Genomic DNA, 22,300 nt, shown 5'->3' with positions numbered 1-22,300 from the left:
CGCCGTGGCTATTCCCCGGATGCCGGGGCTGATCCGGTCTCTCCGCGAGTATGCATGGTGACGAACGGTAATCGATCGATCCGGTGCGGTGTGTACGAGCGGGGTGCGAGGGGCCGCGTTCATGGGCCGGCGGTGCCGTCTGACGTCGGCGCCGTCTTCCGGCCCCTCCCGCCCGGGCGTCCAGGCCGGTCCCGGGCGACGGCTTCCCGCCGCCGTCGAGGCCTCTCTCCACCCTCCGGCCGGTGTGATCCCCCGGCCCCCGGCCGGCTGGTATTTCCCGGGGTTCCAGGGGTGCGAGCCCACGCGGCGGACCGTACAACTCAGGCCTGAGCACACGCGTTTGGGACAACCTGTACGGCAACGGGCAACCCGTGAAGATGAGTTGCCGTCATTCGGGAGCGAAGGAGGCCTCAGGATCCCCTGAGGTGCCCCGACGAACCGATGGCGAGGAAGACCACTGTGATACGTGTCGTACGGGTGGTGACCGCTGCGAGCGCGATCCTCGCGCTGGCCGCCGGGATGCCGGGGCCCGCGCAGGCGCAGACGCCGACCGGCTCCCGATCGGAGAGACCGGCGCGACAGGCGGACGGAGAGCTCCCGGCGGGTTGGCAGCTCACTGGCACGGGTGACCAGAGACAGCTGGTGTGGACCTCGCCGGGCCCGGTGCCGATGGGCGACGCACGGGTCGAGTTCCATACCGGCGGCCGGCTGCTCGGTGTACCGGTGGCCGCGCGGGACGGGCGGTCGTACCGACTGCCGGTCGGGAGCGCGCGGATCGACTCGGCCGCGGATCTGCGCGTCCTGGCCGGTGGCCGGCGCCTGGACGCGGCCCGGGCCGCATCCGGCGCGCCGTCCCGGCACATGCCCACCCCGGCGCCGCAGCCGCAGGAGGCGTCCCTTCCCACGAACCCGGTGGATCCGGGCGTGGCCGGCCCCTATCGCACCGTCAGCGGCGAATACGCCCTGAAGTCGGTGCGGTTGCCGGGCTTTCCCGCCCCCGTGGAGATGCGCGCAGCAGTGGTGGGACCGGCCGGCGCGCCCGGGAAGCGCCCGGTGGCACTGTTCCTGCACGGCCGCCACGGCACCTGCTACAACGCCAAGGGCGACCTCGGCATCGACTGGCCCTGCAAGGCAGGCATGCAGCCGATACCCAGCCACCAGGGCTATCTGCGGGCCCAGAAGCTGCTCGCGTCCCAGGGCTATGTGACCCTGTCCATCTCGGCCAACGGCATCAACGGGCAGGACCATCTCGCCGACGACGGCGGCGCACAGGCCCGTTCCTCACTGGTGCGACTGCACCTGGCCCGCTGGGCGGACTGGGCCGCCGACCGGTCCGGGGCACCCGCGGCCGTACGCGGCACCGCACCCGCAGACCTGTCCCGTGTGCTGCTCGTCGGCCACTCCCGGGGCGGCGAGGGCGTGAACCGTGCCGCGCTCGACAGCGCTTACCGGCCGCCCGCCGACCAGGACGGCTACCAGGGTCCGGTGCGCTGGAAGATCCGGGGCAACGTCCTCATCGGCCCGACCGTCTTCGGGCACAATCCGGCCCCCGACACGCCCTCCACGACCATCCTGCCCGGCTGCGACGGCGATGTCTCCGACCTGCAGGGCGAGGTGTACGTCGACGGCACACGCGGCATCAGCAGCGGCGCCGCGCTCCACAGCGCGGTGTACATGGTCGGCGCCAACCACAACTTCTTCAACAGCGAGTGGACACCGGGGCAGGCCAAGGCACCGGCCGACGACGACTTCTGGTCCGACGACACACCCGACCCGGTCTGCACGCCCGGGACGAAGACACGGCTGACCGCCGAGCAGCAGCAGGCCGCGGGCGCCACCTACATCGCGGCGGCGGCACGGCTGTTCGTCGCGGGCGACGACCGGGTGCGCCCCCTCCTGGACGGCACCGGCCGGCGCGCCCCCTCGGCCGATCCGGCCAGGGTCCTCACCCACGCCCTCGGCGCCCACCGCACCTCGGCCTTCGTGCCCGACTCCTCGACGACCGTCACGGGCGGACGGCTCTGCACACAGACCGGCACCGACCCGGCACGCAACTGTCTGCCGGCCGAACAGTCCCCCCACTTCGCCTCCTGGCCGGCCGAGCCCGGCCGTGACGCGGTCGCGCTGCGCTGGTCGGGCGCCGGTTCCACGATGGCGGTGCGCTCCGCGCGCCCCGTCTCGCTGGCAGGCGCCGAGGCCCTGGCCCTGCGGGTGATGGTGCCCCCCAACACCACCGGCACGGAGCTGGACGTCGCCCTCGTCGACACCGCGGGCCGGCGTGCCGACCTCGGCCGGGCACGTATCGACGGAGTGCCCGGCAGCGAGCGGACGGTGTCCTACTGGAGCCGCGAGATCCGCGTACCGATGCCCGCCGCGGTGCGCGCCGGGCTGGACCTGAAGCAGGTCAAGGCACTGGAACTGAAGTCCCGCAGCCGCTCCGGCCAGGCGTGGCTGATCGACTCCTGGGGCTGGCGCCCCGGCACACCGGCGGTGCGCCCCGCAGCGCTGCCGCGCATCGACATCGGCCGGCTCACCGTCAAGGAGGGCAGTTCCGGGACGCGTACCTACCGGGTTCCCGTCCGGGTGTCCGGGCAGGGCAGCGGCCTTGTCCGGCTGTTCGTCCCGAAGGGGGACACGGGGGACTTCACCTCGCGAACGGTCTCGGTCCGCCCGGGCAGCCAGAACCTCGGCGCGACGGTCGTGGTGAAGGGCAACACCCGCTACGGCCACGACGTCGTCCAGGACATGCTCGTCAAGTCGGTCCGCGGCGCGGTGGTCGGTTCCTACCGCGGTGGGGTGACCGCGCTGAACGATGACGCCGTGCCCAGGATCACGGTGAAGCCCACCGCGGCCGACGTCACCGAAGGCAAGCCTCTGACCTGGCGGGTCTCGCTGTCCGCGGCCGCCGATGTCGAGATCACGGGCGAGTTCCGGCTGCAGCCGGTGACCGGCGGGACGGAGCTGTCCACGAAGGACGTCGACCCGCGCTGGCTGGACGAGACCTTCGGCGTGTCGCCGGATCCGGCCCGTCCTCTGTCCGGGATGTCGGACTATCCCTCGCTGTCGATGAGCGTGCCCCCGGGCAAGCTCAGCGCCGAGGTGACCGTGCCCATCGTCAAGGACAAGGTGCGCGAGCCCGTCGAGTCGATGCGTGCGCAGCTGACCATCTGGGACCAATCCCCGGAGCCCATCCGGGGCCCGGTGATCACCGGCACGGTCCGGGACGCCTCGTAGCGCGTACACCGCGCGACGGTTGAGGAGGTGGTACCGGCTCCCCGGCGGGGGGCCGGTACCACCACCAGAGGCTCCTGGCCACCGAAAGACACCCCTACGGCCGCTCGGGCGGGATCGCCGCGTACACCTCGCGCAACCTGCCCAGTTCCGGTGCGCCGACGGCGAACTCCACGTCGCCGACGGCGGCGATCGGGCGAACCCCGATCGCCGCACTCGTCGCGAAAGCCGCCCGCATGCACGGCAGTTCGTCGAGGTGCACGGGGGCTGTCGTGCTTGCGCCGCCGGCGTTCCGCAGCAGTTGCATGGTGACTCCCGCGAGCATCTCCGCCTCGGGCCACACCACCGTGCCGGACTCGTCGACGAAGCCGATGTTCCAGGTGCAGCCCTCGGAGACCGTGCCGTCGGACCTTGTGAACAGGACGTCGTCGAATCCCGCGAGCTGCGCCTCGCGCCTCAGCCGCAGCTGACCGAACAGCGCGACGTGCTTCACCGCGGCCGTGTCGCGGTGGAACGGATACGCCTTCACCCGCAGCGCGGGCAGCGACGGCCCACCCGCGGGGCGTGTCGTCACCAGGACGCGGGGGCTCGCCTCCCTGGCCGGGTGCTGGATGTCCAGCGCGGGGTCGAAGACCGTCACCCGGAGCGTGAACGTCCCGCCTGTCGCGTCGACTTCGTGCCGCAGCGCGGCAAGGACCCGTCCGGGGTCCAGTTCCGCCCCGAACACGATCCGGCAGTCCCTGACCAGACGTTCGAGGTGCAGGGACAGTCCGCGGACCACTCCGTCCTCCACCCGCATGGTGGTGAAATGCCCGTAGTTCGTCAGGGCGAGGGCCTGCAGATCCGCGGGGGACGCGGGAGCGCCGTCGAGAGTAGCCATCCGGCAAGTCTCGCATCGCGTGCTCGCCACGGGGCCGCTCGTCTCCGGTGCACGGATGACCGGCCTCTGGTCCGCGCACCGGAGACCCGGCGGGGCGGTGCCGGGCGGCGCCCCGGACGGCGGGTCGCGGCGATCCGGTTCATAGTGGACTCGGACCGTGCGCCGACTGCGATGGAGCGCCGGACGGAAGGCGGTGGCGTATGGGCGCCCACGACGGAGCGTCCTCGGGGCCGTCCGTTCCCACCCCGGGCGACGGCCGCTATGGCGAGGCCGCGTTCCGGCCGGAGCAGGCAGGCGAGGACGACCGCATCGACCTCGGGGCGCTCGCCTACGACGCCTTCACGCTGGAGCGGCTGCGTCGGCTCGGCGCCGGCCCTGGCTGGCACTGCCTGGATGTGGGCGCGGGCACCGGCTCGGTCGCCCGACTCCTTCTCGAGCAGATGCACGTCACGCGTGTGGTCGCGGTGGACCGTGATGTCCGGTTCCTCGAGGCCGCACGCGTCCCGGGACTCGACGTGCGGGAAGCGGACATCACCGATCCCGGCTTCGACCCCGGTACGTTCCGGCTGGTCCATGCGCGGTTCGTGTTGATGCACCTGCCGGAGCCGGCCCGGATGGTCGCCCGGCTCAGCAGGCTCGTGGCTCCCGGCGGTGTCCTGGTTCTCGGCGACGCCGTGGACCTCACCACGGACCGCGCGCCCGCCACCGCGTACACCGAGGTCATGCGAGCCATGTGGCAGGCGTTGCGGCACACCATCGGCACCGACGTCTCCTGGGTGACGGACTACCCAGGGCTGCTGGCGGAGGCGGGCCTCACGTCCACCGCAGCCGAGATCCATGTGCCGCCGCTGCTGGCCGGCAGCCCCATCAGCCGTTTCTGGGCCTCCACTTGGGAGCGCATCCGGGACGCGCTCCTCGCGACCGGCCTGGTCGACGACGCCCGGATCGACGAGGCCGTCCGCTGTCTCGGCTCGGCCGAGTGCACGGGGATCTCGCCAGGAATGATCACCGCGTGGGGGTGGAAGCCCGGCCCGGACGGGTGACTGCCGTACGCGGGGAAACGCAGTCCGAGCCGTCCGACGGCGGGCCCTCACCCGTTCGAGGGCGCGGTGCCGTGCGAATGCGTCACCGCGTTTGTGCGGGGACCCGGCACGTACAGGCTGGGAGGCAGCGCACCACAGACCTACGGCGAGGGGCGATGATCGTTTCGGAGATGTCCATGCCGGAGGGCATCATGACCCGCACTCACGTGGCGGACGCGCGTGAGCGTCTTGCGGCGTCCCATTTCCTGTTCGTGGACGTCCAACTGTCCGAGGAGACCGCGCCCGACGAGCAGTCGCTCGCCGACCTGCTCGGTCTGGAGGCCGAGGACCTGGCGTGGCTCGGCCGGGAGGGTGAATCCGCTCGGGCCGACTTCCTCGGGGACAGCGCCGCGTTCGTCGTGCCCGCGATCGAGGCGGGCCAGGTCGTACATGTCCACGCCGTGGTGACCCGGCGCTACCTCGTCACGGTGCACCGCGGGCCGGCCGGCCTGGTGGAGAGTTTCGCCACCCGGATTCCGCTCGAAGGCCCGCCCGACACCGTGGCCATGCTGTTCCTGCTGCTGGACGAGGCTCTGGAGACCTATCGGCGGGCCGGCGTCCAGGTCCTGCTGGACGTGGAGGACCTCGAGGACGAGATGTTCCGGCTACGGCAGCCCGAGCAGCTCTATCGCCTGGCACAACTGCGACGTACCTCGGCTCTCCTGCACCATTCGCTCCTGCCCTACTACCAGGTGGCGGAGGAGACCGTCACACGGCGGATGATGAGCAGCAGGTTCCCGATGGAGCACCAGCGGCTCGTGCGCGAATACCAGCGCACCGCGAGGTTGGTGCTCACGGACATCGAGTCGCTCCAGGAAGCCGCCCGGCGAGCCTTCGGCAGCTACTCCTCCCTGGTGTCCGGCGACCAGAACGGCGTGATCAACCGCCTGGCGATCGTGTCGACGATCTTTCTGCCGCTGACCTTCCTGACGGGGTTCTTCGGTATGAACTTCGCCTATCTGACAAACGAGCTGGAGGGCGGGGCCGTCTTCTGGCTGCTCGCCGTGGGGCTGCAGGCGGTCTTCCTCATCACGGCGCTCTACGCGCTGCACCGCACCGGCCTGTGGCGGCGGCTTTCCGACGACGACGGCCACCTCGACGACCAGTAGGGCCTTGTGTCCGCCGACGGGATCCCGGTCGCCTCGAACGATCCGACGTCCCCGCGATCAGGTCTCGCCCACGGCCCGCTGGAGCGTACGGGTGCGGCGGCACCGTTCATGGCCGGCGTACGCGGGCCTGATCCCGCTCAGCAGCGCCTGCTGCGTGCCCCGGAGTCCGGGCCCCGGCTCGGTCCCGGTGCTCTCCATCACCGTGCTCCGGGCCCGCGAGTAGGCGTCGAGGGCTTCGGCACGCCGCCCGGTGTCGGCCAGCGCCAGCATCAGCTGTTCATGGAAGCCCTCGCGCAGCGGGTGACGTGCACAGAGCTCCTCCAGTTCGCCGACCACCTCGCGCGCCCGGCCGCGGCAGATGTCCGCGGCGATCCGGTCGTGCACCAGCGCCAGTCGCTCCTCCTCGAGGCGCACCGCGTAGTGGGTGGGCAGACGGGTCTGTCCGAGGTCGCCCAGAGGCGTCCCCCGCCAGAGCGCCAGTGCCTCACAGAACATTCCGGCTGCCGCTGTACAGTCCCCGTCGGCCGTCAGAGCGCGGCCGAGGGCGGCAGCCGCCCGGAAACGGTCCAGATCCAGCTCACCGGTGCGCACTCGGAGCAGATAGCCGGAGCCCGAGGTGAGCAGCAGCGGGTGCCGGCGGGCGTCGTGGCCGCCCCGGCTGTGGTCCGGGTCCAGGGTCCTGCGCAGTCCCGACACATACATCTGCAGGGTCGACACCGCCGCCCCCGGCGGACGGCCGCCCCAGAGCTCGTCGATCAGCGTGTACATGGGAAAGGGCCGATTGGCGTGCAGTAACAGCAGGGTGAGCAGGGCCCGTTGTTTGAGGGCGGTGGGGGTGCAGGGCGTTCCCGCCCGCCAGACCTCGAGCGGTCCCAGGATCAGATACCGCGACTCGCACGAGCGGTTGGCGTCGCCGGGGGTGGACTCGGGTGCGGCCGGCGGACAGCCGTGTGCGGGTGCCGAGGTCCGAGGGGAGTCCCACTTCGCCGTGTGTGGTGCGTTCTTGGCCGGCACTGGTCCGTCACCCCCGCGATGCGGCGCCCGCGGGCGCTCTGACTGGTCGTCGGCGCACCCGCGGGATCCTGGCGATCTCGGGCGCGCATGCCATAGATAGGCGATCGTCGCGCGGGTGTCACCAGTACGAACAGGCCAACCGGCAGGCGGAACAGTCTCGAGCGACCGGCGGCGTGGGACATGCGTACGCCCGTCCGGCACCGGCAGGTTACGGCGGTGCCGGACGGGCGTGCTGTCGAAAGTGGCGGACCGGTCAGACGGTGAGGATGCCCGGGTCGGACAGTCCGGCGGCGCCGGTCTCGACATGGCCCGCGAAGCGGCGCAGGAAGTCGGTGTTCCCGGCTGCGGTGACGGTCACGTCGTACCAGCGGCGGCACCTGCTCAGATCGACGGTGTGCTTCACCGTCGCACCCTTGCGGACCGTGAGGGTCCGGGAGGTGCCGCAGTAGGCGTTGACCACGGTGAGCCGGGCGTCGGCGGATCCGGCGTTGGTGAGGGTCAGTTCGACGTTGCCGGTGGTGGCGTTGTGCCGGGCGGTCACCTCGGGTCCTGCGGTCTTGCCGGGATTGCGGAAGCGGCGCAGGAAACCGTTCGGGCCGTGGACGGTCAGGTCCGTGACGCCCTTCGAATAGCGGGTGTTCCAGCTGTCCGAGATCGACTTGCCCGCCTCGGTCGTGTACGTCCAGGGCGCGTCGGTGCGGTTGGCCGAGGTGATGGAGAACTGGGCACCCGCGGCCGGGCCGCCGCTGAACGTGAGGCGGAACGTGCCCGCCCCGGTGTCCGCGGAACCGTCCACGTACGGCGCGTACTTCAGCGGGCGGGTCGGCTTGCTGCCCCGCTCCTGACGGGGCATGGTGCCGACCGCCGGGGCGGTGGGACGGTAGTCGGGGTGGCGCTCGCGGTCCGGCGGGTAGTAGCCCTCGGTCGGAGGCAGCGCGGCCGGCCGTGTCTGCGTACGCGCGAAGTCGAAGGCGGACGTCAGGTCACCGCAGACCGCGCGCCGCCACGGCGAGATGTTGGGTTCGTGGACCCCGAAGCGGCGTTCCATGAAGCGGATGACCGAGGTGTGGTCGAAGGTCTCCGAGCAGGTGTAACCACCCCTGCTCCAGGGGGAGACGACGATCATCGGCACCCGGGGGCCGAGCCCGTACGGCCCGGCGGTGAACCCGGAGCCGCCCGGGAAGTAGTCCAGCGTCGTCGGGGCCGTGGACAGCCCCTGGTCCGGCCCGGACGGTGCGTACGGCGGCACGATGTGGTCGAAGAAGCCGTCGTTCTCGTCGTAGGTGATGAACAGCGCGGTGCGGGCCCACACATCGGGGTTCGACGTCAGCGCGTCCAGGACCTGCGCGATGTACCAGGCACCGTAGTTGGCGGGCCAGTTGGAGTGCTCGGAGAAGGCTTCCGGGGCGGCTATCCAGGAGATCCGGGGCAGGCGGCCCGCCTGGACGTCGGCGCGCAGGACGTCGAAGTACCCGTCGCCGTTCTTGGCGTCGGTGCCGGTGCGGGCCTTGTCGTACAGCGGGTCGCCGGGCTGGGCGCCGCGGTACTTGTTGAAGTACAGCAGCGAGTTGTCGCCGTAGTTGCCGCGGTAGGCGTCCTCGATCCAGCCCCAGGAACCGGCGGCGTCGAGACCGTCCCCGGTGTCCTGGTAGACCTTCCAGGAGACGCCGGCCGTCTCGAGGCGCTCGGGGTAGGTGGTCCAGCCGTAGCCGGCCTCGGCGTTGTTGAGGACCGGACCGCCGCCGGTGCCGTCGTTGCCGGTGTGACCCGTCCACAGGTAGTAGCGGTTCGGGTCGGTGGAACCGATCACGGAGCAGTGGTACGCGTCGCAGAGGGTGAAGGAGTCGGCGAGCGCGTAGTGGAAGGGGATGTCCTCACGCGTCAGATACGCCATGGTGGTTGCGGTCTTCGCCGGCACCCACTGGTCGTACTTGCCCTTGTTGAAGGCCTTCTGGCCGCCTTCCCAGTCGTGGTTGAGGCCCTGGAGGAACTCCATGCCGAGATCGTCCGCCGGTGGCCGGAACGGCAGGGTCACCTTGTTGCCGTCCGACTGGTTCCAGACCGGCTTTCCGCTGGGCAGGGTGACCGGACGGGGGTCGCCGAAGCCCCGCACCCCCTTCATCGCACCGAAGTAGTGATCGAAGGAACGGTTCTCCTGCATCAGCACGACGATGTGCTCGATGTCCTGGATGGTTCCGGTGCTGCCCTGGGCGGGTATGGCGGCCGCCCGGGCGATGCTCTCGGAGAGCATCGTGGCGGCGGTGGTGCCACCGGCCAGTTGCAGGAAGCGACGGCGGTTGAGATCTGTCATGGGTGAGTTGACCTCCGCGGGTGAAGGCTCGGCTTACGGCGCCCGCCAAGGACAGCGTCCGCGGGGCACCGGCCGACAGACGTCCGATGACTGCCCGGAGTACGGCGGGCGAATGCCTCGTGCGGGGGCTTCGCTCACTCGGGTCGGGTCGTCCGTGCGGCGGTGGCCGAGCCCCGACCGCGGCCGGGGACCGGATGCCCGGCGGGGGGCCGGACGCCCCGGGCCGGAGCCGGAGGATCCGGGGGCGCGGTCAGGGGCCCCGGCAGCGCCGGGCGGGTGGAGTGGAAGACTGCGCGGCGAGAGCGCAGGCTGAGGGCATGCCGTCGATCTTCCGCTCGTCCCGGAGACCGGGAGCGGGCGGTCACCATGGTGTCCTCTGGGCGCTCGCGCAGTGTCTGCCGTTCGCGATCGCGCTCCTCGTCGTGGTCATCGAGCTCACGCCCGCCCACGTCGTGTACACGGGACCACTGCTCACCGCCACACCGGCACTGGCCGCGGTCACGATGGGACCCAAGGGCACCGTCGCGGCGGCGTCCCTCGCCCTGGCCGTCAGCGTGACCACCGCCACCTACAACCAGGCCTGGGGCACCCAGCAGGTCTACACCAACCTTCTGGCCCTGCTGCTGGTGTCCGCCGCCAGCATCACCACCAGTAGTGCCGTGCGTACCCGCAGGAAGATCGAGATCGACCAGATCCGCAGGATCGCCGTGGCGGCGCAGGAGGTCCTGCTGCGACCGGTGGCCGCCCGGCTGGGTCCACTGCGGGCGGGCAGCATGTACCTCGCCGCCGAGACGGGAGCACAGATCGGCGGTGACCTGTACGAGGCCGTGCAGACCCGCTACGGGGTACGGCTGATCATCGGCGACGTCCGGGGCAAGGGGCTGCCCGCCGTGCGCGCGGCCGCGGCCGTGCTGGGGGCGTTCCGGGAGGCCGTCCACTACCACGAGGACCTGGTGGACGTCATGGACCACTGTGCGGCCGCGCTGCAGCGGGAGCGCATGGTCCCGGGGATCGACCCGGACGCCTTCATGGAGGGCTTCGTCACCGCGCTGGTGGCCCAGGTGCCTGACCGGGCCGTGGTGGAGGTGGTCAACCGGGGCCATCCGCCCCCGTTGATGCTCCACCAGGGCAGGGCCCGGCCCCTGGTCCCCTCCTCTCCGCTGCCGCCCCTCGGCATGGAGGACTTCATGACGGGTCTTTCCGGCACGTCGGAGAGCTATCCGTTCCTGCCCGGCGACCGTCTGCTGCTGCACACCGACGGTGTGATCGAAGCCCGGGACCACGACGACACGTTCTTCGCCCTGCCCGAGGCCATGGAGGCGACGCACGCCGCACTTCCGCTGGAGTTCCTGGATCAGTTGCACCAGCGGCTGCTCGGTCACACCGGGGGGTGCCTGGCCGACGACGTGGCGATGGTCCTCGTGGAGCGGGTCGACGGGCCCGCCGAGGGCGATCCCGCCGACCAGGCAGACCTCGCAGATCGGGCAGGCCTGGCCGAGCGGGCAGACCTGGCCGAGCGGGCAGACCTGGCCGACGGCGACGCGGCCGTCAGTCCAGCGGCACACTCCGGACCGCCCGCTCTCCCGGAGCCGTAGGCGCCGGAATGTCCAGCAGGCCCTTGTCCGCGGATCCCGCCGGAGCGTCCGCGCCCACCGGTGTCGTGGTCATCGGCCGCGCGGCGGCACAACGCTGCTTCTCGACCTCGGTCATGGGACCGGTGCGCTGCAGGATCCGGTCGGGTACGGCTCGCGAGGGACCGTCGACGACGGCGTGCAGCCGGTAGTCGTCCTTCTTGCTGACGAACCAGCCCTCGACCCGCTCCCGGCTGGGCTGCATCTCGACCCAACTCACCTCGCCGGGTTGCACCTTCTCCACGACCTCCCGCCGGTCGCTGCTGAACCACTGCCAGGGGCGCTGCCAGCCCTTCTCGTAGGCGAGCGCGAACTGGGCGGCCATCGGACGCTCCCTGATCCGCTTCTCGTCCTCCTGCCGCACTCCGGTCGTGGGCAGCCGCGCCACCTCGTCGAGTGCGAGCTGAACGCTCGCGTAGGTCTGCGAGACGCTGTCGTGGCTGCGCTCGGCGTAGGAGAGCGTTCGGGTGTGTTCGAGGGGGTTGCGGGTGCAGTTGATGAACGCCTCCCCGATCACCCGTGCCCGGTCGTAGTAGCGGAAGGAGGTGCGCGTGTCGGGCCGGAAGGTGCAGGCGTTCTCACCGTTGCAGGCCGCGGCGGCGTTGTGCAGTGCCTTCTCGCGCTCATTGCCCTTGTAGGCCTCGGACTTGGGCAGGGCCGTCTTGTCGACGGTCTTGTCCGGCGCCACGGGCACCTCGACCGCGCGGATCCTGGCGATCATCGGCGTACAGGTCACATGGACACGCGTGTCGGTGACCTTCGACATGAAGACGATCAGCGGCTCGTTCTCGCCTGCGGTGAACTCGTAACTGCGGGCCGTCCAACGACCGGTGCCCGGCTTGCCCTTGGTGCGGTCCGGATCTCCGGCCGTGGTGATCGCGCGGACCTGACCGCCGGAGCCCTCGATCGTGTAAGGCTGGCCGTCCGCGACCTGCTCGCCGGTGCACTCCCTGGACACCGCCGGACTGTCCTCGTAGCTGACGGTGACCCGAGCCCCGGCACGGACACCCCGCAACCGCTGCTGGAGGGCGTTGCCGTCTTTCTGGAGGGCCACACCGTGGGCGTTGTCGGAGCGCCCCGAAGCGGAAGGGGAGTAGCGCTGGTTGGCGCCCGTCCAGGCATCGAGGGCGACGGTGGTGGGCCCGTCCCCCTTCATCGCGGGTTCCGCGAAGTCGCCGTTGAGGACGGGGACGGGCTGCGACGCGGGGGCGCCGGACGCGTCGAGGGCCGTGACGGACGGCAGCAGCAGCCCGGCGGCCCCGACGGTGGCCAGGGCGTGCAGTGATGGGCGGGAAGGGCGGCGCATGGTGGGGTGCTCCTCTGCGGGGCGAAGGTTCGGGGGCCGGCCGGCCCGTGCCGCGACGACGGGCGCAGGGCGGTGTCACTCACGGCGCGGCGAACGCGGAGGCCGCGGCCGGCGGCCGCACGGTGCGACCGAACGGCCTGGCGATACGGTCGGGTTCGCGTCACGGTGCCAATGAACAGCGTCGGGCGGCACGGCCGGGCTGTGGTCCTGATCAGGGGGAGTTGTCACCGTCGTTGGCCGTGTCGCCGGTGGGGCGCTTGCGGCCGCAGAGCCGGTCGGGGACGGCGTAGGTCTGGGCCACGAACGTACTGCTGTTGACCATGGACGGGCTGTCCACGGCCACATTGGTGACCGTCTGCCCCTTGTCGGTGACGAGCCGTCCGACCACCCGGCGCATCGCCGCGCTCGCCCCGAACACCAGCATGTCGTAGGGCTTGACGGTGGTCTTGTAGGTGGTCACCTCGGTGTTCTCGATCGTCCAGGACTTGGAGTACGTCGCCTTGAACGCGGCCTCGAAGGCCAGCTTCGCGCTCAGCGAGCCGGCGACCTTGGCGCCACCGCCGACATTGACCTTGGTGCCGTTCTCGGAGGTCGGCCCGTCCTTGAGGTTGGGCGTCTTGTTGTTGCTGCTGTTCTCGTTGCTGAGCGTGGTGGTGATCTCGCCGGAGGCGGTGACGCTGCCCTCCGCGGTGACCTTGCCGGAGATCTCTCCGCCGATGTTGTCGGAGCTGCTGGTGCGCAGGGTCACGGTGCGGTCGATCTGCATCGGATCGGTGGTGCAGTTGACGACGGAGTTACCCAGCGACTTCACCGCGGTGGCGTATTCGCGGTCCTGCGCCGGGTCGATTCGGAAGGTGCACGCGGTCCGCTTGGTCCCGCAGTACTCCAGGATGTCTCCGATCTTCGCCTCGCGGTGGTCTGCCGTGAAGCCCCGGGCCGTGGGCACCTCACCCGCGCCCTGTTCGGCGATCGCGGGCGGGGCGAGCGGAACGGCGATGCCGAGGGCGAGTACGGGAAGGAAGGTGATCCGGCGGCGTAGCGGGCGGGGGCTCATGGGGAAGTCCCTTCGGTTTTTGGGATGCTCGGGGAATCACGGCGATTTCGGTGCTCTCGCCGGAGTACGGCGCCGGTGAAGCGCGAACGCACCGTGGTGCAGGGCCTCACGGGCCGAGGAGCGCGCACAGCCGGGAGACGGGGAAGGGGGACGTCCCCGCGTCCGTGGACCCTTCGGGCAGGGACGCGGGGAAGCCGGCACATGTCGCGTCGACGGCCTGCTGCGCGTTGTCGGAGGGCTCCGGACGGTAGGTGTCGATGGTCTCGGTCATCTCCTTGATCCCGCCCTCCTCGCGCTCGCCCTTTCCGGCCAGCTTCTCCATGCAGGCGCTCGAACCCGGCTGGCATTCCTGGATCTTCTTGCCGGTCTCCTCGATGTCCTTGCCGGCCTTGTCGGACTGCGCCTGCGTCTTCTTCTGCTGCTCCTCGATCTTCTTCGCCTGCTCGGCGTTGGCTTCCCGGTCCTTGCACTCCTGGTCGTCGGGCTGGCACTCGGCCGCCGTCCGAACTCCGGCGTGGGCAAGGGAGGCAGGCCCGCCCAGAGGCAGCGCACCGGACACGGACAGGGCGGATGCGGCAGCGGCGACGAGCAGGGCACGGCGTACGGACATAAGGCGATGCATGCGAATTCCCGGCGGCTGGAGACGAGTTGGGAGAAGGGGAAGAACGGCTGAGAAGGCGCCGGGACGGGGCGGTTCGGCCACCAAGATCACCAAGCGCATGCCGAACGTACCCCAACACCCTCGGCGCCACGGCAGGACACACGGCGCGCCGCGGGGGAAGTCCCGGCTCACCGCTTCGGCGGATCGACGACCTCTACCGTGTGCCGAACGGCCTTGCGCCATACGGGTATTTCAACGGCTTTGACTCGCTTTTGACCATCTTCGTAGGGCAGTCTGCTCGATGACCGACGGCGCCAGTCCGGCTGCCGTCGCCCGGCCGTTGCGCTCGCTCCCAGGGCGCAGCCCACAGGCCGCAGCATGCCCGTGCCCCGCACGCATGTCTCCCCGCAAGCACCCGTCGCATTCCGTGTGCGTGCCAGTCCCTTCGAAGGAGAGCCATGTCCCCTTCCCGCCGCAGCCCGCTGTCCGGATACACAGGCTTCGCCCTCGCCACCGCCGCCACGCTGGCCACCGTTCTGACCGGTGTGTCCGGCCCCGCCATCGCCAACGAGGGCAACCCGACCGTGCTGAGCTGGGGCGCCGGCCGCACCGGACAACTCGGCAACGGCACCCTCTCCGACAGTCTTTCGCCGTCATCGGTGACCAGCCTCTTCCGTGGTGACGTCGACCAGATCTCCGGTGGCGGCACCTCGTCGGCCGACTCGTTCGCACTGGCCCGCACCGACAAGACCGTCAAGTCCTGGGGCCACAACTCATCCGGCCAACTGGGCAACGGCGGGCGGTCCCATCAGACCGTGCCCACCACCGTGCCACGGCTGACCGCCATCAAGGACGTGGCCGCCGGCGGCCAGCACGGTCTCGCGCTCGACACGAGCGGCCAGGTCTACTCCTGGGGCGACAACACCTACGGTCAGCTGGGCAACAACCGCACCGGCGACAGCCGTACCGTCCCCGACAGGGTCCAGGGCATGCCCAAGGTCAAGCAGATCTCCGCGGGTTGTGACTTCAGCCTGGCGCTGCTCGAGAACGGCAAGGTCTACGCCTGGGGCCGCGGTGTCCATGGTCAGCTCGGCAACGCAAGCCGCGCCACCAGCGCCGTACCGCGGCAGGTGACAGGGCTGGAGAACGTCGTCGCGATCGACGCGGGCTGCCACCACGCACTGGCGCTGACCTCGGACAACACCGTCAAGTCCTGGGGCTACAACCTCTACGGACAACTCGGCAACTCCAGTACCAAGTCTTCCACCGTCCCGGTCGACGTCGACTGGCTGGAGGACGTCGCCTCCATCGAGGCCGGCGCCCACCACAACTACGCGATGACCAGTGACAGCAAGGTCTGGGGCTGGGGCAACAACCAGTACGGCCAGCTCCTCGAAGCGGATGAGGCGTTCGACGCCAACGTCTCCCGCACGAACCGCACGGCGCCGGTGGAGATCCCCCGGCTGGAAGGGGTCCAGCACCTCGCCGCCGGAGCACGCCACGGTGTGGCGGTCACCGCCGACGAGGTCTTCACCTGGGGACACAACGGTGAGGGCCAGCTCGGCAACGGAACCACCGTGTCCCGGTACGAGTCGGTGAAGATCCTCAGTGAGGGATCCGCGATCAAGGACATCGCGGTCTCGCTGGGCGGCAACACGACGTACGCGTACTGAAGCGGGTGAGCGCCATGACGTACGCGTCCACCCGCACCCGCGGCCGTACCCGCCTGCGCAACTCGGCCGCCGCCGTGCTCCTGCTCGCGGCCCTCGTCACGGCCGGAGATCCGGTCGCCGCTGCCCGGTCCGCTACGGGCGACCCCTGGGTACGGGCGTGGGGACTGAACAGCGCGGGCCAGCTCGGCAACGGCAGCACCCTGGACCAGCAGACTCCGGCGTCGGTCGCGGGCGTTGCCCGTGCCGACGTACGCGAACTGGCGGCCGGAGGCGGCAGCAATACCACCTCCTTCGTCGTGGCCCTGCTGGGCGACGGCACGGTCGTGTCCTGGGGCGGCAACCCGGACGGCCAGCTCGGCAACGGCACCGTCACATCGCAGAGTCTCCCCGCCTCCGTCGCCTCACTCGACGGGGTGTCGGACGTCGCCGCCGGTCTCAACTTCGCACTCGCCGTGCGGGGCGGGCGTGTGCTGTCCTGGGGGAGGAACACCAACGGGCAGCTCGGGAACGGTGTCACCGCGGCAGCGGCCGACGCCCCCGCCACCCGTCCTGTCGCGGTCCAGAGCCTCGGAAGGGTCAAGGACGTCGTGGCGGGTTGCCACCACGCCGCGGCCCTGCGCGAGGACGGCACCGTCTGGACCTGGGGCAGGAACGATCAGGGCCAGCTCGGTATCGGCTCGGCCGTCGACCAGAACACCCCGAAGAAGGTCCCCGGCCTCGAGGATGTCGTGGTCCTCTCCACCGGCTGCCACCACACGCTCGCCCTCACCGCCGAAGGCACCGTCAAGGCGTGGGGCAGGGGCGTCGACGGACAACTCGGCAACGACGGCACCACCGACAGCCGGGTACCGGTCGACGTGCAGTCCCTGACCGAAGTCGCCGCCATCTCCTCCGGCGGCTACCACAACTTCGCGGTCCTGGACGACGGTACCGCCAGATCCTGGGGCTGGAACGGCGGCGGGCAGCTCGGCGACGGCACGACCACCAACCGGACCACTCCCGTCCCGGTCCCGTGGCTCAGCGGCGTCGGGTCCATCGCCTGCGGATACAAGTACACCCTTGCCGCGCTGGCCGATCAGTCCGTCATCGCCTGGGGTGACAACGCCGTGGGCCAGCTCGGCAACGGTACGACCACCCTGTCCCTCACCCCGGTCGGCGCGCTGCCCCCGGGCAGCGGGATCACCCGCGTCTCGGCGTCCACGTCATGGCATTCCAGCTACGCCTACTGATCCGGACCGCACCTGTCCTCCGACCTCCGAAAGGTCCCCATATGAGCAAGACCCTGCGCATCACGATCATCGCGACCCTGTGTACCGCGACGCTCGCGGCACCCTCCATCGGCGCCCACGCCGCCGGCACCGACCCCTGGGTCCGCGGCTGGGGTCTCAACGGCCTCGGCCAACTCGGCAACGGCAGCACCGTCAACCAGCAGACCCCGTCCGACGTCCAGGGCATCGCCCGCACCGACGTACGGGAACTGTCCGGTGGCGGCGACGCCACCACGAACCCCTTCACGGTGGCCGTGCTCGAGGACGGCACCGTACGGTCCTGGGGCGCCAATCTCACCGGGCAGCTGGGCAACGGCACCACGACGGCACAGAGTTTCCCCGCAGCCGTCGCCGGTCTCTCCGGCGTCACCGAGGTCTCGGCCGGCAGCAACCACGTACTCGCGGTGAAGGGCGGCCGCGTCCTGTCCTGGGGCAGTAACGCCAAGGGGCAGCTGGGTACCGGTGTGACCGCCGCCGACCCGGCCGGGGTCCAGAAGAACCCCGTCGATGTGCAGAGCCTGAACAAGGTCACGGACGTCGGGGCGGGCTGCGACTTCAGCGTGGCCCTGCGTGAGGACGGCACCGTCTGGACCTGGGGCTCCGGTGACAACGGCCGCCTGGGCACCGGTAACAACACGGCGCGCAACACCCCGCAGAAGATCAGCGATCTCACCTCGGTGGTGTCCATCTCGGTCGGCTGCGAGCACGTCCTCGCCCTGACCGCGGACGGCCTGGTCAAGGCATGGGGCAAGAACACCGAAGGCCAGCTCGGCAATGACAGCGTCGCCGACAGCAGCGCTCCCGTCGACGTCCAGTACCTCGACACCGTGGCCAAGGTCTTCGCGACCGCGTACTCCGGCTTCGCCCTGCTGGACGACGGCTCCGTGTCCGCCTGGGGACGGAACTCCAGCAGCCAGCTCGGCGACGGAACCACCACGAATCGCACCACCGCGATCCCCGTGGACGCGCTGCAGGGCGTCCAGGCCGTCGACGGCGGAATCGACTACACCGTCGCCGCGCTCGACAACGGCTCGGTGATGGCCTGGGGTGCCAACGCCAACGCCCAGCTGGGGGACGGGACCACCAACGCCGCCGTCAAACCGGTGACCGTCATTCCCGCAGGCGGTGGCATCACACGGGTGGCGACCACCAGAACGGGCAGGTCCAGCTTCGCCTATTGAGCGGCGGCGCGCCCCAACATCCCCTGGCCACAATCCACTTCGGTACGGCGCAGCCCTGTGGCCGTACCGAAGCGGGGCGGACGGTCAGTCCTTCCGGAACAGCGCCGTCCACAGGAAGGACTCGCCGAAGCACCGTGACCCGGCAGGTTCGTCCGTCATACGGCGCAGTTCCACTTCGGTCAGGGAAGAGAAGATCGCGCGCAGCGAGTCCGGTGTGTAGCCGAGTCCGCCGTGGAGCCCGGGGCGTGCGCTGACCGGAATGTGGCCCGGCAGTTGCGCTGCCGGGCCACCACGAGTCTTGCCCGGCGGTCAACGAGCCGCAGAGCGCGGGCTGTTGCCGCTCGGTTCCGGTGCGGGTGCGGTGCCGGCGGCCGCCGCGGCGAGTGCCGATCCGGTGTCGGCGTGGATGGGTGTCGTCAGGCTGAGTCCCGTGATGTCGAAGAGCTTGCGCACGAGGGGGGCCGGTGCGGCGAGGTGGAGGTCGCCACCGGCCGCACGGGCTTCCCGTGCGGTCCTGATCACGATGTTCAGCCCCGATGAGTCCATGAAATCGAGGCCGGACAGCTCCAGCACGAGGTGGTGGCGCCCGTGGAGGAACTGGTTCGCCAGATGATGCTGCAGCAGGGTCGCCGTGTCGACGTCGAGTTCACCGCGGACCTTCACGACCGCCGTCGCGGCATCGCTGATCTCGACCTCGACGTCGAGGTTGTCTTCTCGGTGATGCATGAGCCTCCGCTTTCGCATGGTCCTTTTCCCGGGGCATGCCCCGACGGCCGCCCGGTGTGCCGGTCCGGGCGCCGCCTGCTGTTCGGCGCCTGCCCCCGATCCGGTTCCATACGCATCCCGTTTTCCTACGCATCCCGGTTTCCGTACCCATCCGGTCTCCACGCATCCGTGCCGAATGCACCCGGGAGGCGGCACACCAGCTGTGTGTACGGCGGTTCATGGGCCGGACGGTCATATGAGCCCCACGAGGACCTGGATCGTCTTGCCGCCCGGCAGGGCGGTGATGGTGACGTCCCTGCTGAGCTTCTTGATCAGCGGCCAGCCGTGCCCACCGGGCAGCGTACCGGCGGCCTCGTCCGCGGGGTGCACGGTCGAGGGCCGGACCCGGCTGCGATCGGTCACCTGGAGGCGCAGGCCGTCTCCGGTGAGGTACGCGACGAAGCGGGTGAGGCCGCCGCCGTGCCGGATCGCGTTGGTGACCAGCTCGGACGTCACCAGCAGCGCGTCGGCGAGCCGCGTGTCCTCGACGGCCCCGGCGGTACGGCCCCCACCGACCTCCTCGCGCACCAGATGACGCACGGCGGCGCGTGCTTCGGCCGCGCTCGCCGGAAGGAACCATCCGGTCGTGCTCCCGCCGGGCGCGGCGATCTCGTCTGCGGTCATGTGCCCGATCTCCCCGTTCGGCCCCACGTAGTCCCACCGGCCTTCTTGTGCCCCATCCGGCCGGTGGCACACCGTGGGTGCCTTCAGTGTTCGTACGTGTGCCGTCGGTGATCGCGTGCCTCCCCGCCCGCCCGGTGGCAGTCCGTCCCCCGGCTCGGACTCCGCGGCCGCGTCAGGCTCCTCCAGCCGTACCAAGGCCTGGGAGGGAGAGCCGGACCGCGGTACGGACCGGATGACGGGGGGACCGGGCCACGCGCCCGCCCGACGGCACGTCATGTCCGGGTGCCGTGTCCGGTGTGGCGCGCCGTCATCCGCCGGAGCCGGCCGACGCGGCGTGCCGGCGCCGTGGCCGGCGGCACACGGTCCTGTGCCCTCACCGCCACCAGTTCCTCGAAGAGGGCGCGGCCCGCGACGAGTGCCTGGCGCAGCGCCTCGGCGTCCGTCTGCCCTGACGCGGCGTCCGCGCACGCCCCGTGCAGTCGCCGCGCACCGGCTGTCTGCGCGGGGAAGACGGCGGACAGCGCACGCAGCCGCTCCTCCCGCGGCCCCGGAGGGAAGCCCCGGGCGACGGCCAGTTGGTCCAGCAGCTCCGCGGCCCGGGTCACCGCCGCCGCGGGGGAGTCGACGAACCGCTCCTGGAGACCGGTCCACAGGGCCACGTACCGGTCCCGTTCCCGTCCGTCCAGCGGTGTCATCCGCGATGTCATCCGCGACCGGCCGAACCGCCGCCGTGGACGGCGCACGTCGGTCCACTTCACCGGAGGTGCCAGAACAAGGGTGACCACGACGACGACCGCCATCCCCAGGATGGCCAGCGCACTGACGGACATGGCTCACTTCCTTTCACCGGGATCGGCACTCCTGCGGATCTCTGTCACACCGGGTTACCGGATCACTGTGCGGCAAACGCGGTTGGTGACCGGATGTGCGGACGCCCCCGGGTCCGCCTTCCGTCCCGGGCGCGGGCGTGGTTCCGTCATCGGTTCCGTCAGGGGAGGCTGTCCTCGGGGCTCGGGCGCCCTCAAGGGGGTTCGCCGCAAAGACGCCCCGTGGGAGCCGCCGTGCCGTCCGCGTACCCGGCACGCCCCCGGGCGTTCTCAGGACGCTCCGACTCGCCAGGGGTTCCCGGCCGTTCGCGTCCTGGTGAGCCGCCATGGCGGCGGGCTGAGCGAGTGCAATTGTTGGCGTGCGGCAAGTATTCTGCTTGCCGCCCACCGCTATCGCGGCGTCCGGTGAAGGGGAGACGAGCTGTGACCAGCGCTGTCGGTGCTCAGGGATCGGGTGCGCAGCCGCCGGGGGCCGCGAGGGCCCCGCTGCCGTCGCCCGCACCGTCCCCCGAGCTCCAGGTCGACGCTTCCCCGACCCTCCTCCTGGTGGAGGACGACGACGGTGATGCGCTTCTGGTGGAAGAGACACTGCGGGACAGCGGCCTGACGGCACGTCTGAGACGGGCCCGCTCGCTCACCGAGGCGAAACAGGAGCTGGAGCACACGACGGGTGCCAGAACGCCCTGCGTGCTGCTGGATCTGCATCTGCCCGATGCCCGGGGCCTGGACGTCGTTCATCAGGTGCTCGCGGCGGCCCCCGGCGCCGCGGTGGTCGTGCTGACGGGACTCGCCGAGGAGAGCGCGGGTCTCGCCGCGGTCGCGGCCGGTGCCCAGGACTACCTGCTCAAGGGCTCTCTCGATCCCATGGTTCTCGCCCGGTCGATCCGCTACGCCGTGCAGCGCCGTCAGATCGAACAAACGGCCGTCGCGCTGGAGGCCAGCCGGATGCAGGCCCGTGAGAACGCGCGCCTGGAGCGCGGGCTGCTGCCCTCCCCACTCCTGGAGAGCGGTTCCGTGCAGGTGTTCTCCCGCTACGAACCGAGCCGGGCCAGCGGGCTGCTCAGCGGCGACTTCTTCGACGTGGTCGAGAAGGCGGACGGGACCGTCCACGCCGTCATCGGTGACGTCTCGGGTCACGGGCCCGACGAAGCCGCGCTCGGCGTCTGCCTCCGGGTGGCCTGGCGGTCCTTCACCCTGGCGGGTGTCACCGGCACCACCGTGTGCCGGCTGATGCAGAGGGTCCTGGTGGCGGAGCGCACGGGTGCGGAGATCTTCGCCACGGTGACGACGGTCGAACTGCCACCCGGTCTGACCAAGGCCAAGGTGGTCCGCGCGGGTCACCCTCCGCTCCTGCTCCGCGAGAACACCGGCGTGCGGCTGGTGGAGACAGCGGTGGGACCCGCTCTCGGCATGCTGCCCGACGGGGCGTTCGACTGGCACGAGGACGCGGTGGACCTCCCCGCGGACGGCGCCCTCGCGCTCTTCACCGACGGTCTCTTCGAGGGGCGCGTCAGCGTCGACGGCCGGCGGCTGGGTGAAGAGGGGCTGCTCGCGCTCGCGTCGGCCTGCGCTGACAGGGGAGCGGAGGACTTCGTCTCCACGCTGATGTCCGAGACACGGGCACTGTCGGCCGACCACGGCGGCCACGGTGACGACGTCGCCCTTCTGTACCTGGAATGGAGCGGGCAGCAGTGACACCACCCACCCATGAGCCGCCGGACCGGGACGCACGGCCGTCCGGGG

The 22,300-nt window shown here is 70.9% G+C and carries 17 protein-coding genes; 8 read left to right on the top strand and 9 right to left on the bottom strand.

The window, feature by feature from the left end:
• Window positions 1-459: 459 nt before the first annotated feature.
• Entirely contained in the window at window positions 460-3,234 is a 2,775-nt protein-coding gene (locus ACTWOL_RS02590) for an alpha/beta hydrolase family protein (protein ID WP_474293856.1), read from the top strand.
• Between the two features lie 94 nt (window positions 3,235-3,328).
• Here ACTWOL_RS02590 and ACTWOL_RS02585 read toward each other — a convergent pair whose 3' ends face one another.
• Complete coding sequence (locus tag ACTWOL_RS02585; RefSeq protein ID WP_474293854.1) at window positions 3,329-4,111, bottom strand: aminotransferase class IV family protein; 783 nt, start codon at window positions 4,109-4,111, stop codon at window positions 3,329-3,331.
• Between the two features lie 200 nt (window positions 4,112-4,311).
• Here ACTWOL_RS02585 and ACTWOL_RS02580 point away from each other — a divergent pair, with 200 nt between their 5' ends.
• Together ACTWOL_RS02580 and ACTWOL_RS02575 are read left to right on the top strand one after the other, a co-directional pair.
• On the top strand, window positions 4,312-5,154 hold the full coding sequence (locus ACTWOL_RS02580) for a class I SAM-dependent methyltransferase (RefSeq protein WP_474293851.1): 843 nt from the start codon (window positions 4,312-4,314) through the stop codon (window positions 5,152-5,154).
• Between the two features lie 191 nt (window positions 5,155-5,345).
• Window positions 5,346-6,302 (top strand): magnesium transporter CorA family protein, encoded by a 957-nt coding sequence (locus ACTWOL_RS02575; protein ID WP_474293849.1) that lies wholly within the window; start codon window positions 5,346-5,348, stop codon window positions 6,300-6,302.
• 57 nt (window positions 6,303-6,359) lie between these two features.
• Here the strand turns inward: ACTWOL_RS02575 and ACTWOL_RS02570 are convergent, their stop codons facing one another.
• Both ACTWOL_RS02570 and ACTWOL_RS02565 read right to left on the bottom strand, forming a co-directional pair.
• Window positions 6,360-7,316, bottom strand: coding sequence for an AfsR/SARP family transcriptional regulator (locus tag ACTWOL_RS02570; RefSeq protein WP_474293847.1), 957 nt, complete (start codon window positions 7,314-7,316; stop codon window positions 6,360-6,362).
• A 253-nt stretch (window positions 7,317-7,569) separates the two neighbouring features.
• Complete coding sequence (locus ACTWOL_RS02565; RefSeq protein ID WP_474293845.1) at window positions 7,570-9,627, bottom strand: phosphocholine-specific phospholipase C; 2,058 nt, start codon at window positions 9,625-9,627, stop codon at window positions 7,570-7,572.
• A 317-nt stretch (window positions 9,628-9,944) separates the two neighbouring features.
• Between ACTWOL_RS02565 and ACTWOL_RS02560 the strand changes: the two genes are divergently transcribed.
• Window positions 9,945-11,222 (top strand): PP2C family protein-serine/threonine phosphatase, encoded by a 1,278-nt coding sequence (locus tag ACTWOL_RS02560; protein WP_474293843.1) that lies wholly within the window; start codon window positions 9,945-9,947, stop codon window positions 11,220-11,222.
• Here the strand turns inward: ACTWOL_RS02560 and ACTWOL_RS02555 are convergent.
• The 3 genes from ACTWOL_RS02555 to ACTWOL_RS02545 form a co-directional block, all read right to left on the bottom strand.
• Complete coding sequence (locus ACTWOL_RS02555) at window positions 11,176-12,564, bottom strand: hypothetical protein (protein ID WP_474293842.1); 1,389 nt, start codon at window positions 12,562-12,564, stop codon at window positions 11,176-11,178. The two genes, ACTWOL_RS02560 and ACTWOL_RS02555, sit on opposite strands and share 47 nt — an antisense overlap.
• A gap of 211 nt (window positions 12,565-12,775) precedes the next feature.
• Window positions 12,776-13,618, bottom strand: a complete 843-nt coding sequence (locus ACTWOL_RS02550) for a hypothetical protein (protein ID WP_474293841.1) — start codon at window positions 13,616-13,618, stop codon at window positions 12,776-12,778.
• A gap of 106 nt (window positions 13,619-13,724) precedes the next feature.
• Complete coding sequence (locus ACTWOL_RS02545; RefSeq protein WP_474293839.1) at window positions 13,725-14,240, bottom strand: hypothetical protein; 516 nt, start codon at window positions 14,238-14,240, stop codon at window positions 13,725-13,727.
• Window positions 14,241-14,677: 437 nt separating this feature from the next.
• On the opposite strand from ACTWOL_RS02545, the gene ACTWOL_RS02540 reads away from it, so the two are divergent.
• Genes ACTWOL_RS02540 through ACTWOL_RS02530 form a run of 3 tightly spaced genes read left to right on the top strand, consistent with a single transcriptional unit; the run spans window position 14,678 to window position 18,341 of the window.
• Window positions 14,678-15,892, top strand: a complete 1,215-nt coding sequence (locus ACTWOL_RS02540; RefSeq protein WP_474293837.1) for an RCC1-like domain-containing protein — start codon at window positions 14,678-14,680, stop codon at window positions 15,890-15,892.
• Between the two features lie 14 nt (window positions 15,893-15,906).
• Window positions 15,907-17,121, top strand: a complete 1,215-nt coding sequence (locus tag ACTWOL_RS02535) for an RCC1 domain-containing protein (RefSeq protein ID WP_474293835.1) — start codon at window positions 15,907-15,909, stop codon at window positions 17,119-17,121.
• Between the two features lie 41 nt (window positions 17,122-17,162).
• Complete coding sequence (locus tag ACTWOL_RS02530) at window positions 17,163-18,341, top strand: RCC1 domain-containing protein (RefSeq protein WP_474293833.1); 1,179 nt, start codon at window positions 17,163-17,165, stop codon at window positions 18,339-18,341.
• Window positions 18,342-18,650: 309 nt separating this feature from the next.
• Here the strand turns inward: ACTWOL_RS02530 and ACTWOL_RS02525 are convergent, their stop codons facing one another.
• From ACTWOL_RS02525 to ACTWOL_RS02515, 3 genes are all read right to left on the bottom strand, one after another.
• Window positions 18,651-19,067, bottom strand: coding sequence for an STAS domain-containing protein (locus ACTWOL_RS02525; RefSeq protein ID WP_474293831.1), 417 nt, complete (start codon window positions 19,065-19,067; stop codon window positions 18,651-18,653).
• 231 nt (window positions 19,068-19,298) lie between these two features.
• Window positions 19,299-19,730 (bottom strand): ATP-binding protein, encoded by a 432-nt coding sequence (locus ACTWOL_RS02520; protein WP_474293829.1) that lies wholly within the window; start codon window positions 19,728-19,730, stop codon window positions 19,299-19,301.
• A gap of 272 nt (window positions 19,731-20,002) precedes the next feature.
• The gene (locus tag ACTWOL_RS02515) at window positions 20,003-20,560 is read right to left on the bottom strand and encodes a hypothetical protein (protein ID WP_474293827.1); all 558 of its coding nucleotides are present in this window, start codon (window positions 20,558-20,560) and stop codon (window positions 20,003-20,005) included.
• A 420-nt stretch (window positions 20,561-20,980) separates the two neighbouring features.
• Here ACTWOL_RS02515 and ACTWOL_RS02510 point away from each other — a divergent pair, with 420 nt between their 5' ends.
• A complete protein-coding gene (locus tag ACTWOL_RS02510) occupies window positions 20,981-22,252 on the top strand; it encodes a PP2C family protein-serine/threonine phosphatase (RefSeq protein WP_474293826.1) in 1,272 nt (423 codons plus the stop codon).
• Window positions 22,253-22,300: the final 48 nt, after the last annotated feature.

Source organism: Micromonospora sp. IBHARD003 (assembly GCF_056106285.1).
Note: the sequence above shows the minus strand (reverse complement) of the source record. Positions and strands in the feature narration are given on the sequence as shown.